Consider the following 13,781-nt stretch of genomic DNA (forward strand, 5'->3'; position numbering starts at 1 on the left):
GGGTGATCCGCGCCGTCAACGCGGAGCGCGCCGTTCACTCCTCTCGCCCCCTGTCGGCTCTCGCCCCCCCCGGTCGGACCCCTGGCTCGTCATCCCGCTCGCAGGGCCATGGTCATCGCCTCCACGGCCAGCAGCGGGGCCACGTTGCGGTCCAGTGCCTCCCGGCACGCGGCGATCGCCTCGATGCGGCGGAGCGTGGCCTCCGGGCCGCTGCCCCGGGCCAGCCGCTCCAGGGCGTCCCCGGCGTCGGCGTTTGCGATGGCCACCCGGGAGCCGAGCTGCAGGGCCAGGACGTCCCGGTAGAAGGCGGTGAGATCGCCGAGGGCGACGTCGAGGCTGTCGCGCTGCGTCCTGGTTCTGCGGCGCTTCTGCATGTCCTCCAGATCCTTCATCACGCCCGCCGTACCGCGCGGCAGCCGGCCGCCCTGAGCGGCGCCGAGCGCCGCCTTCAGTTCCTCGGCCTCCTTGCCGTCCATCTCCTCGGCGAGCTGCTTCGCGTCCTCGGCGGCCGCGTCGACCAGCTCCTGGGCCGCCCTGAGGCAGGCGCCGACCTCGTCCAGCCGCAGCGGCAGCTTGAGCACTGCGGCCCGGCGTTCACGGGCGGCCGGGTCGGTGGCGAGCCGGCGGGCACGGTCGACGTGTCCCTGGGTGGCGCGGGCGGCCGCCGCGGCGACGTCCGGTTCGATGCCGTCGCGGCGCACGAGCGTGTCGGCGACCGCCTCCACGGAGGGCGTGCGCAGGTTCAGGTGGCGGCAGCGGGAGCGGATGGTCGGCAGGACGTCCTCGACGGAGGGGGCGCACAGCAGCCAGACGGTGCGCGGGGCGGGCTCCTCGACGGCCTTGAGGACCGCGTTGGCCGACTTCTCGTTCAGCCGCTCGGCGTCCTCGACGAGGATGATCTGCCAGCGGCCGGTCGCCGGGGCGGTGTACGACTTGCGGACCGTGTCCCGCATGTCCTTGACCAGGATCTCGGAGCCGACGGCGGCGACGGTGTTGACGTCCGCGTGGGTGCCGAGCAGGGCGGTGTGGCAGCCGTCGCAGAAACCGCAGCCGGGGGTTCCGCCGAGAGCGCGGTCGGGGCTCACGCACTGCAGGGCCGCAGCGAAGGCCCGGGCCGTCTGGTTCCGGCCCGCTCCGGGCGGGCCGGTGAACAGCCACGCGTGCGTCATCTTCGACGCCTCGGGCAGCGGCTGGCCGGCCGCGGCGGCGGTGACGAGGGCGTCGGCGTCCCGCGCGGCCGCACCGAGCACCGCGCTCACCTTGTCCTGCCCGACGAGGTCGTCCCACACGGTCATGGGTCACGCCGCCCTTCCGTCACACTCCGCGTTCCGCACTCCATTGTGCGGGTGAGCACTGACACCGCGCGCTCGCGGGGGAGGCGGCCTCAGCCGCGGCGGCCCCGCCCCCGGCCCCGGCGGCCCTGGTCCTCGTCGGCTTCGTCGTACGCCGCTCCGTCATACGAGCCCAGCAGCTCGTCCGCCAGCGACGGCAGGTCGTCCAGCGGAGTCTCCTCGGCCCAGTCGGGGCGCGGCCGGCGGGGCGTGCCGTCCGCGCCGATCTGCGGCATCTCGCGCGTACGGTCCGCGGACCCGTCCGCACCCGCGGCGGGCCGCTCGTCCCGGAAGTAGCCGGACGGCACCCGGCCCGCCGGGCCTTCGTCCCGCACGGGCGGCAGGACGGCCGTCTCGTCCGCCGCGCCCGCGGGCACCGGCGGCAGTACCGCGGTCTCCTCGGCCCGCTCGGCGGACACCGGTGGAAGGACCGCGGTCTCGTCCGCCGCACCCGCGGCGACGGGCGGCTGCGGCAGCTCGGTGGTCACCTCGGCGTCGGAGTGGGAACCCCGCGCGCCCTCGGCGGAGCCGCCGCGCTCCTCGCGCACGGGACGCAGCACCGCCGTCTCGTCCGTGCCCGGCGCCGGCCCGTCCCCGTCACGGGCACCGGCCTCACCCGCGCCGGGCGGGAAGACCGGCGTGGGCACCGTTTCCTCGGCGCCGCGCGGCTGCGGGGAGACCACCGGCGTAGCGACCGTCGCCGCGTCCGGGGTCACACCGGGTACGGGCGGCAGCGGCGCGCTGGGCCTGCGGGCCACCGCGTCGGCGGCCGCGGCGGCCTCGGCCGCCTGCCGTCGCGCCCGCTCGGCACGCAGCAACGCCTCCTCGGCCTTGCGCTGCTTCTCGACGCGCCGCGCCTCCTCCTCGGCGCGCAGCGCGGCCTGCCGGGCCTCTTCCTCGGCGCGCAGCCGGGCCTCCTCCTCGGCCTGCCGGCGCCGCCGCTCCTCCTCTGCCCTGCGACGGGCCTCCTCCTCGGCGCGGGCCTTCTCCTCCGCGAGCAGCCGCTGCCGCTCCTCCTCGGCACGCCGGGCCGCTTCCTCCGCCCGCAGCCGGGCCTCCTCCGCCTGCCGTTCGGCCTCGCGGCGCTGCGCCTCCTCCAGCTCGCGGCGCTTGCGCTCCTCCTCCTCGGCGCGCAGCCGGGCCAGCTGCTCCTGGCGCTCACGCTCCAGGCGCTCCTCCTCGGCCTTGCGGGCGGCCTCTTCCTCGGCCTTGCGGCGGGCCTCCTCCTCGGCCTTCCTGCGCGCTTCCTCCTGGGCCTTGATCTCGGCCTCGGACAGCGGCAGGACGGTGTCCAGCCGGTGCCGGATCACGGTGGTGACGGCCTCGGGCTCCTGGGCCGCGTCCACGACGAGATAACGGCCGGGGTCGGAGGCGGCCAGCGTGAGGAAACCGGCCCGCACGCGCGCGTGGAACTCGGCCGGCTCCGACTCCAGCCGGTCCGGCGCCTCGGTGAACCGCTCGCGGGCGGCCTCCGGCGAGACGTCCAGCAGGACGGTCAGGTGCGGGACGAGCCCGTTCGTAGCCCAGCGGTTGATGCGGGCGATCTCGGTCGGGGACAGGTCCCGGCCGGCGCCCTGGTAGGCCACGGACGAGTCGGTGTAGCGGTCGGAGATCACCACCGCGCCGCGCTCCAGGGCGGGGCGTACGACGGTGTCCACGTGCTCGGCGCGGTCGGCCGCGTACAGCAGCGCCTCCGCGCGGTGCGAGAGGCCCGCCGAGGACACGTCGAGCAGGATGGAGCGCAGCCGCTTGCCGACCGGGGTGGCCCCCGGCTCGCGGGTGAGCACGACCTCGTGGCCCTTGGCGCGGATCCACTCGGCGAGGGCCTCGGCCTGGGTGGACTTGCCCGCGCCGTCACCGCCTTCCAGGGCGATGAAGAAGCCGTTCGCCGCCGGTGCCTGCACCGGGTCGTCGCCGCCGAGCAGCGCGTCCCTGAGGTCGTGGCGCAGCGGCACCCCGGACCGGTCGTCGACCTTGGCCAGCACCAGCGCCGCCACCGGCAGCAGCAGCGCCCCGACCAGCATCAGCGTGAAGGCCGCGCCGCCGTGCGCGAAGACGAACCTGCCGTTCTCCAGCCGGTGCGGGCCGATCAGCGCCGCGACCAGGGGGGCGATCAGCACGCCGAGCGCCGTGAAGACGCGTACGACCGCGTGCAGGTGTTCGGTGGTACGGGCCCGGCGGTACTCCTCCGTCTCCTGGTCGAGCAGGGCGTGCCCGGTGTTGGCGGCCACGCCCGCGCCGATGCCCGCCAGCGTGACGATCAGCAGGACCGTGGTGACGTCCGGGACGAGCCCGGCGGCCAGCAGCGCGACGCCGGTGAAGGCGATCGCGAGGGCCAGCAGCCTGCGCCGCGAGAGCGAGGGCAGCAGGGCCGGGGCCGTACGGATGCCGACGGCGACGCCGCCGGTCAGGCCGAGCACCAGCAGGCCGTACAGGACCGGGCCGCCGCCCAGGTCCTTGGCGTGCAGCACGCACACCCCGACCGCGGCGGAGATGGCCCCGGCCACAGCGGCGCAGGCCGTGACGAGCAGCGGAACGGCACCCGTACGGCCCTTGTCGACGCCGGTGCCGGTGCGCGGGCGGCGCAGGCCCTCCAGCGGCGAGCGCGGGCGCGGGGTGCGCGTGGCGGGCAGCTCCAGGGCGGTCAGCACGGACAGGGAACCGGCGAACAGGCCCGCCGCCACGTACGCCCCGAGCGCCGCCTGGTGCTGGTCGAACCAGGCCACGACGGTGCCGAGCAGGTTGTTCAGCAGGGATGCGACGACGAGCACGGCGGCGGCGAGCGGGACCACCAGGAAGCTGGTGCGCAGCGCGAGACGGCGCAGGGCGTCCAGGTGGTCCGGCAGCGGCCGTACGGTGGCGCCCTCCAGCGGCGGTGCGGGCAGCAGGGCCGGGGCCGCGCTCTCCCGGCACACCGTCCACAGCCGCTCGGCGACACCGGTGACGAAGGCGGTGACCAGCAGGAAGGCGAGCGCGTTGTCCGGGGTCCAGTCGATCCACAGGGGCGCGACGATCAGCAGCGCGGCGCGCAGGCCGTCGGCGCCGACCATCGTCCAGCGACGGTCGAGCGGGCCGTCCTGGCCGGTGAGCGCGGTCACCGGGCCGAGGAGGACCGCACCGAAGAGCAGGGTGGCGAGGACGCGGGCGGCGAAGACCGTCGCCACTGCGAACGCCACGCCCCGGTAGCCGCCGCCGAAGGTGCCTTCGACGATCGCCGCCTGGAGGGCGAGGACGACCAGGACCAGGAGGGCGAGGGTGTCGCCCACTCCGCTCACCAGCTGCGCGCTCCACAGGCGCCGCAGCTGCGGTCGGCGCAGCAGGGAACGGACGGCGCGTTCGCGGGAGTCCGCGACCAGTGCGTCGTCCGGTGCTGTGGTGGGGGCCGTTGGCTGCTCGGCTCGCGTCATGCGTTCAGCCTATCCGCAGCCGCGGACACCACACCTCGCCTCTCCTGGCATGAGCACGCCCCGACATCGAAGTGATGCCGGGGCGTTCGCTCCGCGAAGGCGCGAGGGGCTCAGTCCTCCGTGCCGGACCGCATGAGGCTCAGTCCTCCGTGCCGGACCGCATGAGGCTCAGTCCTCCGTGCCGGACCGCATGAGGCTCAGTCCTCCGTGCCGGAGGCCGTCGACCGGGAAGCCGTCGCCTTCTTCGCGGTGCTCTTCGCGGCGGTGGCCTTCTTCGTGGCCGTCTTCTTCGCGGCGGTCGTCTTCTTCGCCGCCGTCTTCTTGGCCGCGGTCTTCTTCGCCGGGGCGGTCTTCTTGGCCGCCGCCTTCTTCGCGGTCTTCTTGGCGGGCCCCTTCGCGCGCTTCTCGGCGAGCAGCTCGAAGCCGCGCTCCGGGGTGATCGACTCCACACTGTCGCCGGAGCGCAGGGTGGCGTTGGTCTCGCCGTCGGTGACGTACGGGCCGAAGCGGCCGTCCTTCACCACCACCGGCTTGCCGGAGACCGGGTCATCGCCCAGCTCCTTCAGCGGCGGCTTGGCGGCGGCGCGCCCCCGCTGCTTGGGCTGGGCGTAGATCGCCTGCGCCTCTTCCAGCGTGATCGTGAAGATCTGGTCCTCGGACTGCAACGAGCGCGAGTCCGTGCCCTTCTTCAGGTACGGGCCGTAGCGGCCGTTCTGCGCGGTGATCTCCACGCCGTCGGCGTCGGTGCCGACGGTCCGCGGCAGCGACATCAGCTTCAGCGCGTCGTCGAGGGTCACCGTGTCGAGCGACATGGACTTGAACAGCGAGGCCGTGCGCGGCTTGACCGCGTTCTTGCCCGTCTTCGGGGTGCCCTCGGGGAGGATCTCCGTGACGTACGGGCCGTAGCGGCCGTCCTTGGCGACGATCTGGTGGCCGGTCACGGGGTCGGCGCCCAGCTCGAAGTCGCCGCTCGGCTTGGCCAGCAGTTCCTCGGCCAGCTCGACGGTCAGCTCGTCCGGCGCGAGGTCGTCCGGGATGTCGGCGCGCTGGTGCTGCTCGGTGTCCTTCTCGCCGCGCTCGATGTAGGGGCCGTAGCGGCCGACGCGGAGCACGATGTCGTTGCCCACCGGGAACGACGACACCTCGCGCGCGTCGATCGCGCCCAGGTCGGTCACCAGCTCCTTGAGGCCGCCGAGGTGGTCGCCGTCGCCGTTGCCGGCGTCGGCCGCACCACCCGGGGCGCCCGCGGCGAAGCCGCTGTCCGGCACCGTCTCGCCGAAGTAGAAGCGCTTCAGCCACGGCACGGCCTGCGCCTCGCCGGCGGCGATCCGGTCGAGGTCGTCCTCCATCCTCGCGGTGAAGTCGTAGTCGACGAGACGCCCGAAGTGCTTCTCCAGGAGGTTGACCACGGCGAAGGACAGGAAGGACGGGACGAGTGCCGTGCCCTTCTTGAAGACGTAGCCGCGGTCCAGGATCGTGCCGATGATCGACGCGTACGTCGACGGGCGGCCGATCTCGCGCTCCTCCAGCTCCTTGACCAGGGAGGCCTCGGTGTAGCGGGCCGGGGGCTTGGTGGCGTGGCCGTCGACCGTGATCTGCTCGGCGGACAGCGCGTCGCCCTCGCCCACCTGCGGCAGGCGGCGCTCGCGGTCGTCCAGCTCGGCGTTCGGGTCGTCGGCACCCTCGACGTACGCCTTCAGGAAGCCGTGGAAGGTGATCGTCTTGCCGGAGGCGCTGAACTCGACGTCCCGGCCGTCGGCGGCGGTGCCGCCGATCTTCACGGTCACGCTGTTGCCGGTCGCGTCCTTCATCTGCGAGGCGACGGTCCGCTTCCAGATCAGCTCGTACAGCCGGAACTGGTCGCCGGTCAGGCCGGTCTCCGCCGGCGTGCGGAAACGATCACCCGAGGGGCGGATCGCCTCGTGCGCCTCCTGGGCGTTCTTGACCTTGGCGGCGTAGGTACGCGGCTGCGGCGGCAGGTAGTCGGCGCCGTACAGCTGCGTGACCTGGGCGCGAGCGGCCGAGATGGCGGTTTCGCTCAGCGTCGTGGAGTCCGTACGCATGTACGTGATGTAGCCGTTCTCGTACAGCTTCTGTGCGATCTGCATCGTCGCCTTCGCGCCGAAGCCGAGCTTGCGGCTGGCCTCCTGCTGCAGCGTCGTCGTACGGAACGGGGCATACGGCGAGCGGCGGTACGGCTTGGACTCGACCGAGCGCACGGAGAAGCGGGTGTCCTCCAGCGCGGCGGCGAGGGCGCGGGCGTTCGCCTCGTCGAGGTGAAGGGTGTTCGCGCCCTTGAGCTGTCCCAGGGAGTCGAAGTCGCGACCCTGCGCGACCCGCCTGCCGTCGACGGTCTGCAGGCGGGCGACCAGCGACGACGGGTCCGACGGGTCTCCCGCGCGGCCGGTCGCGAAGGTGCCCGTCAGGTCCCAGTACTCGGCGGAGCGGAAGGCGATGCGCTCGCGTTCCCGCTCGACGACGAGACGCGTCGCGACGGACTGGACACGGCCGGCCGACAGGCGCGGCATGACCTTCTTCCACAGGACCGGCGAGACCTCGTAGCCGTAGAGGCGGTCGAGGATGCGGCGGGTCTCCTGGGCGTCGACCAGCTTCTGGTTGAGCTGGCGCGGGTTCGCGACGGCCTCGCGGATCGCGTCCTTGGTGATCTCGTGGAAGACCATCCGCTTGACGGGGATCTTCGGCTTGAGGACCTCCTGGAGGTGCCAGGCGATCGCCTCGCCCTCCCGGTCCTCATCGGTGGCGAGGAAGAGCTCGTCGGAATCCTTCAGCAGATCCTTGAGCTTCTTGACCTGCGCCTTCTTGTCGGCATTGACCACGTAGATCGGCTGGAAGTCGTGCTCGACGTCCACACCGAGGCGGCGGACCTCGCCGGTGTACTTCTCGGGCACCTCTGCGGCGCCGTTGGGAAGGTCACGGATGTGCCCGACGCTCGCTTCGACTACGTAGCCGGGGCCCAGGTAGCCCTTGATCGTCTTCGCCTTGGCAGGCGACTCGACGATGACGAGTCGGCGGCCGCCCTGTGCGGTCTCGCTGGTCGGGGACAACTTGGCTCTTCTCTCCGGTCGACGCTTCAGCCTCCCCAGGCCTTCGTCCCGGGGTCGCGGCGTGCTTCTGGCTCGTGTGACGCTGCGGAGTGTGACGGTACATCCCGCTCCCGTGTCAAACGGGAAAAGCCCACAACGGCCACTCGAACGGTAACCCGACTACCGCCATTCCTGCCGCCCGGACTGTCCGGCGGTCCCGCGGCCCATGTCCGGAGCGTGACGCTCCTCTTACCCTGGCGGCACCTCGGCCGGCCGCCCCCGCCGACGTCAGAGGCGGCTCAGGCAGTACGCGCCCAGTGCCAGGGCGACCGTGCCGGCCGCACTCGCGACGGTGGCCGAAGCGACGCGGTTCACACCATGGGCCACCGGCTCACGGCGCCGCACGCGGACGCCGGTCCAGGCGAGCAGAGCGCCCCCGAACAGGGCGAACACCACACTCGCGAAGATCATCGGGACGCTCTCCATCCCCCGCCCGCCCTTCCGTCCCGTCCGGCTCTGCCCAGCGCCGGGAGGGTGGCACGCGCGGACGGCCGGCGGGCGGCGACGGGATGAACGGAAGGTTGACGCGCCGCCGGACACAGGGCCCGACCGGACCGGGATCACGACCTGCGGCGCGTTTCGCACCCGTATTTTTCCGGCCGTTTTCCCGCCGGCGGCGCGCCCCGCCCGCGACCGCCGCCGCGCCCCGCCCCCTGCCGCCGGCGTACGACGATGATCCGGGCGGACCGCTCCGGCCTCCGGAGGACGTCTACGACCGCTCCGGTACCCGGGGTACGGCAGCCGGACCAGCCGGTGCGCCCGGTCTCAGCGCGCCGGCTCCAGGTAGCCCTGCTCCACCAGCAGCCGGATCTGGGCCGGGGTCCGGTCGCGAAGCACCACCGGATCCTCGCCCATGAGCTGGGCGATGGCGTCCAGGATCCGGCCCGCGCTCAACGTGCCGTCGCACACGCCCGCGAATCCGGCGCCGACCGTGTCCACCTTGGTGGCCCGGCGCATACCGCGGTGCTGGCGGAGCACCACGTGCTCCGGGTCCTCGGCGCCGGGCAGCCCGACCTGCTCCTGGACCACCTCGGCGGTGAGCCGGAAGTGGCTGTCCAGCAGCGCCGCGTCGTCGTGCGCGCGCAGGTAGTCGAGGCGCTCGAAGTGCGCCCGGATCGTGTCGCCCAGGGGCTGCTCGACCGGGTGCGCCCACTCCTCCACGGTGACGACGGGTTCGGCGGACCCGGTCCGGCGCAGGGTGATCCAGCCGAAGCCGACCGCCTTGACCTTGCGCGCCTCGAACTCGTCGAGCCAGGCGTCGTAGCGCGCCTGGTAGTCCGCCGCGTCCCCGCGGTGGTCCCCGGCGTCCCTCAGCCACAGCTCCGCGTACTGCGTGACGTCCTGCACCTCGCGCTGCACGATCCAGGCATCGCACCCGCGCGGCACCCACGACCTGAGTCTGTCCTGCCAGTCCTCCCCCGCGACGTGCTGCCAGTTGGCGAGGAACTGCGCGAACCCGCCCTCGTTCAGCCGTTCTCCCGCCCGCTGAACGAGCGAGCGGCACAGATCGTCCCCGCCCATGCCACCGTCCCGGTACGTCAGCCGGGCGCCCGGGGAGATCACGAAGGGCGGGTTGGAGACGATGAGGTCGAACGTCTCGTCGTCCGCGACCGGCTGGAACAGCGAGCCCTCGCGCAGGTCCGCGGTGGGCGCGCCGGAGAGGGCGAGCGTGAGCGCGGTGATGTGCAGGGCGCGCGGGTTGACGTCGGTCGCGGTCACGCGTGTGGCGTGCTGGGCGGCGTGCAGCGCCTGGATGCCGGAGCCGGTACCGAGATCGAGGGCGGAGTCCACGGGCGTGCGGACGGTGATGCCGGCCAGCGTCGTGGAGGCGCCGCCGACGCCCAGGACCACGCCCTCGTCGCGCTGTCCGATGCCGCCCGCGCCGCCGACCGCGCAGCCCAGGTCGGAGACGATGAACCAGTCCTCGCCACCGGGACCGCCGTAGGGCCGTACGTCCACGGTCGCGGCCACCTCGTCGCCGCCCACGCGCGTGAGCCAGCCGGCCTCCAGGGCCGCGTCGGCCGGCAGCACGGCCGCCACGCGCGCGTGCGGCACCGGTTGCTGGAGCAGGAACAGCCGCACGAGCGTCTCCAGCGGCGTGTCGCCACGGGTCGCCCGCAGGGCGGGCACGGTCTCGCTGCGGGCCAGCGCCGCGTACGCGGGGGCGCCGAGCAGATCGAGCAGCCCGTCGGCGGTGAAGGAGGCGGCCAGGAGCGCGTCCCGCAGCCGCGCGGCGGTCTCGGGCCGGTCGGCAGCGGGCAGGGAGGCGAGTCCGGAGTCAGTCACGCCCCCATTGTGGCCCGGGGCGGCCGCACGGGGCCGACTCGCGCGGCCCGTGCGCCGACGTCAGCCGGCCGTCCCCTGCGGCGCCGGGGACGACGTGGCGGACGCCGCGGCCGCCTTGCAGCTGGGCTGCTCGGCCATCGCCGCCTTGACGTCGTCCTTCTCCAGCCGCTTCAGCGCTTCCGTGCCGCTGTCGCTCTGCTTGCCGACCTCCTCGGCCTGGGTGGCGGCGATGTCCTTCAGGCCCTTGGCGAACTTGCCCTGGTCCTTGGTGTCGAGACCGTCGACCTTCTTCTTCAGGGCGACGTACGACGCGGACAGGCCGTCGAGGTTCTTGGCGGCGTCGCGCTGGCGCTTGGCGCCGTCGTCGATGCCGGGGGGAGCCCCGGCGTCACCGAGGGCGTCGGCCAGCGCCTTGTAGCCGTCGGCCAGGTCCTGGAAGGCCTGCGCGTAGGTCTTCTGGGCGCTCTTCGGCGGGAGGTTGCTGTTCGTGGCGATGGACGCGATCGAGGCGTTGGCCGACCTGATCTTCCCGTCCTGCGCGGGTATGGCGTCGCACACCTTCTTGGCCCAGGCGACCAGCTTGGGGTCGGGGCCCTTGTCTTCGTTGCTGCTGGTGCATCCCGACAGCGCCACCACCAGTACCGCACCGCCGGACAGTGCGGCCGCGAGCTTCTTGTTCACCGGATCGGTCCCTTCCATGGCTCTCGGCCCCCGGAATCTACACGGCGGACCGTCTCTCTCCCCTTACCGGAAGGGCCATCCGTCATCTTTTGTGACTCTTCGCACCCTGGAGAGAAGGCTCACGGCATGATCCATGACATGGCCCGCCGCACGGCTCACGCATGGCTCACGGCGCGACTGACCACAGCGAAAAGCGGGCGGGCGGCGCGTCAGCACGCGCCACCCGCCCGCCGGTGAACAGGCCTTCTCGACGGAGGCCTACGAAACGACCGCCGCGTCCGGCGAGTTGGCGACCCGCTCGGCGGAGTCGTCCTCGCCGACGGCGATCCCGCGCCGCTTGGAGATGTACACGGCGACGGTGATCACAAGGAGCGCGAGCACCGCGATACCGATCCGCACGCCGACGTTCTTGTCGTCGCCGTACGAGAACTTGATCACCGCGGGCGCGATGAGCAGGGACACCAGGTTCATGACCTTCAGCAGCGGGTTGATCGCCGGCCCGGCCGTGTCCTTGAAGGGGTCACCGACCGTGTCGCCGATCACCGTGGCGGCGTGGGCCTCGCTGCCCTTGCCGCCGTGATGGCCGTCCTCCACCAGCTTCTTGGCGTTGTCCCAGGCACCGCCGGAGTTGGCGAGGAACACCGCCATCAGCGTGCCCGCGCCGATCGCGCCCGCGAGGTAGGCGCCGAGCGCGCCGACTCCGAGGGTGAACCCGATGAAGATCGGCGCCATGACGGCGAGCAGACCCGGTGTGGCCAGCTCGCGCAGGGCGTCCCTGGTGCAGATGTCGACGACCTTGCCGTACTCGGGCTTCTCCGTGTAGTCCATGATCCCGGGCTTCTCCCGGAACTGCCGCCGCACCTCGAACACCACGGAACCCGCCGACCGGGAGACGGCGTTGATGGCCAGTCCGGAGAAGAGGAAGACGACCGCGGCGCCCGCGACGAGCCCGACGAGGTTGTTGGGCTGGGAGATGTCCAGTGACAGGCTGAGCGGCGATCCCGGCCCGCTGAGCTTCGCCCCGACGTCCCGCGCGTTGGTGGTGATCGCGTCGCGGTACGACCCGAACAGCGCCGACGCGGCGAGTACGGCGGTGGCGATCGCGATGCCCTTGGTGATGGCCTTGGTCGTGTTGCCGACCGCGTCCAGGTTGGTGAGCACCTGCGCGCCCGCGCCCTCGACGTCACCGGACATCTCGGCGATGCCCTGGGCGTTGTCGGAGACCGGCCCGAAGGTGTCCATGGCGACGATCACGCCGACCGTGGTGAGCAGGCCGGTGCCGGCCAGCGCCACCGCGAACAGCGCCAGCATGATCGACGTGCCGCCGAGCAGGAACGCGCCGTACACGCTGAGCCCGATCAGCAGGGCGGTGTACACGGCCGACTCCAGGCCCAGCGAGATGCCGGACAGGATGACGGTGGCCGGGCCCGTGAGGGACGTCTTGCCGATGTCCCTGACCGGACGGCGGTTGGTCTCGGTGAAGTAGCCGGTCAGCTGCTGGATGACGGCGGCGAGCAGGATGCCGATGGCCACCGCGACCAGCGCGAGGAGCCGGGGGTCGCCGTCCTTGGCCTTGATCGCCGCGTCGGTGACGCCGTCCAGGTCCGCGTAGTTCGAGGGCAGGTAGACGAAGACCGCGACCGCGACCAGCACCAGGGAGATCACCGCGGAGATGAAGAAGCCGCGGTTGATCGCGGTCATGCCGCTGCGGTCGGCGCGCCGCGGCGCGACCGCGAAGATGCCGATCATCGCGGTGAGCACACCGATGGCCGGCACCAGCAGCGGGAAGGCCAGTCCGGAGTCGCCGAAGGCGGCCTTGCCGAGGATGAGCGCGGCCACCAGGGTGACGGCGTACGACTCGAACAGGTCGGCCGCCATGCCCGCGCAGTCGCCGACGTTGTCGCCCACGTTGTCGGCGATGGTCGCGGCATTGCGCGGGTCGTCCTCCGGAATGCCCTGTTCGACCTTGCCGACCAGGTCGGCGCCGACGTCGGCGGCCTTGGTGAAGATGCCGCCGCCCACTCGCATGAACATCGCGATCAGGGCGGCGCCGAGGCCGAAGCCCTCCAGCACCTTCGGCGCGTCGGCCGCGTACACCAGCACCACACAGGAGGCGCCCAGCAGGCCGAGCCCCACCGTGAACATGCCGACGACGCCGCCCGTGCGAAATGCGATCTTCATCGCGGTGTGCGAGACGGTGGTGAGATCCTTTTGCGGTTCGCCTTCGGCCGGGGTGGCTTCCCGGGCCGCGGCGGCGACGCGCACATTGCTGCGCACGGCGAGCCACATGCCGATATAACCGGTGGCCGCCGAGAAAGCGGCTCCGATCAGGAAGAACACCGAGCGGCCGGCACGCTGATTCCAGTCGTCCGCGGGCAGCAGCAGGAGCAGGAAGAAGACGACCACGGCGAATGCGCCGAGCGTGCGCAGCTGCCGGGCGAGATACGCCTTGGCGCCTTCCTGGACCGCCTCGGCGATCCGCTTCATGCTGTCGGTGCCCTCGCCCGCGGCCAGCACCTGACGCACCAGGATCCCGGCGACCACCAGTGCGGCCAGGGCGACCGCCGCGATGACGGCCACGAGGATCCGGTTGTCGTCGGTCAGTACCGCAGCTGCGAGGTTCGTGGGGTGACCCAACTGATGAGGGGTAGAAAGCCCCGCCATTCGTCCTCCTTGACGCTTGGGCTGAGCTCAAGATGTGGACGGATTGTAGGTACCCCCGAGTGATCTAAACAGGGGACGGCAAGCGGAATTGGCCTTCTTGTGCTCTTCAGCAAATGATCGAGGCGGGATCAGGGAACCCGAAAGCGGTAACGCCCTAAAAGCATTGACGGCCGCATTGACGCTTGATCGAATTATCGGGCTATTGATCGTGAATTTCTTCACGAATTCCGATTGACGCCGGTGGAGTGCTGGCGGAGCGCTCGTGAGGTGCTCGCGAGATGTCGGGAAATACGAGAAGGGCCCTGCTC

General features: G+C 72.3%; 7 protein-coding genes. All 7 read right to left on the reverse strand.

Annotated features, from left to right (window positions below; genetic code table 11):
* Nucleotides 1-89 precede the first annotated feature (89 nt).
* Entirely contained in the window at nt 90-1,295 is a 1,206-nt protein-coding gene (locus IE177_RS21300; RefSeq protein ID WP_190016961.1) for a DNA polymerase III subunit delta', read from the reverse strand.
* A gap of 89 nt (nt 1,296-1,384) precedes the next feature.
* Nucleotides 1,385-4,738 carry a dTMP kinase gene (tmk, locus tag IE177_RS21305; protein ID WP_190016962.1) on the reverse strand — a complete coding sequence of 1,118 codons (3,354 nt, stop codon included), beginning with the start codon at nt 4,736-4,738 and terminating at the stop codon, nt 1,385-1,387.
* 197 nt (nt 4,739-4,935) lie between these two features.
* A complete protein-coding gene (topA, locus tag IE177_RS21310; RefSeq protein WP_190016963.1) occupies nt 4,936-7,803 on the reverse strand; it encodes a type I DNA topoisomerase in 2,868 nt (955 codons plus the stop codon).
* 267 nt (nt 7,804-8,070) lie between these two features.
* Nucleotides 8,071-8,268, reverse strand: a complete 198-nt coding sequence (locus IE177_RS21315) for a hypothetical protein (protein ID WP_190016964.1) — start codon at nt 8,266-8,268, stop codon at nt 8,071-8,073.
* A 339-nt stretch (nt 8,269-8,607) separates the two neighbouring features.
* The gene (locus IE177_RS21320; protein WP_190016965.1) at nt 8,608-10,128 is read right to left on the reverse strand and encodes a DUF7059 domain-containing protein; all 1,521 of its coding nucleotides are present in this window, start codon (nt 10,126-10,128) and stop codon (nt 8,608-8,610) included.
* A 60-nt stretch (nt 10,129-10,188) separates the two neighbouring features.
* Nucleotides 10,189-10,827, reverse strand: coding sequence for a small secreted protein (locus tag IE177_RS21325; RefSeq protein ID WP_190016966.1), 639 nt, complete (start codon nt 10,825-10,827; stop codon nt 10,189-10,191).
* A 240-nt stretch (nt 10,828-11,067) separates the two neighbouring features.
* The gene (locus IE177_RS21330; protein WP_190016967.1) at nt 11,068-13,473 is read right to left on the reverse strand and encodes a sodium-translocating pyrophosphatase; all 2,406 of its coding nucleotides are present in this window, start codon (nt 13,471-13,473) and stop codon (nt 11,068-11,070) included.
* Between the last annotated feature and the right edge of the window lie 308 nt (nt 13,474-13,781).

Source organism: Streptomyces lucensis JCM 4490, from assembly GCF_014650035.1.
In the GTDB taxonomy this organism is placed as follows: Bacteria; Actinomycetota; Actinomycetes; order Streptomycetales; family Streptomycetaceae; genus Streptomyces; species Streptomyces lucensis.

Bases quoted from the DNA above. Each gene is read 5' to 3' on its own strand.
- IE177_RS21300 (WP_190016961.1), bottom strand. From the start codon at position 1,295: ATGACCGTGTGGGACGACCTCGTCGGGCAGGACAAGGTGAGCGCGGTG.
- tmk (WP_190016962.1), bottom strand. From the start codon at position 4,738: ATGACGCGAGCCGAGCAGCCAACGGCCCCCACCACAGCACCGGACGAC.
- IE177_RS21315 (WP_190016964.1), bottom strand. From the start codon at position 8,268: ATGGAGAGCGTCCCGATGATCTTCGCGAGTGTGGTGTTCGCCCTGTTC.
- IE177_RS21325 (WP_190016966.1), bottom strand. From the start codon at position 10,827: ATGGAAGGGACCGATCCGGTGAACAAGAAGCTCGCGGCCGCACTGTCC.
- IE177_RS21330 (WP_190016967.1), bottom strand. From the start codon at position 13,473: ATGGCGGGGCTTTCTACCCCTCATCAGTTGGGTCACCCCACGAACCTC.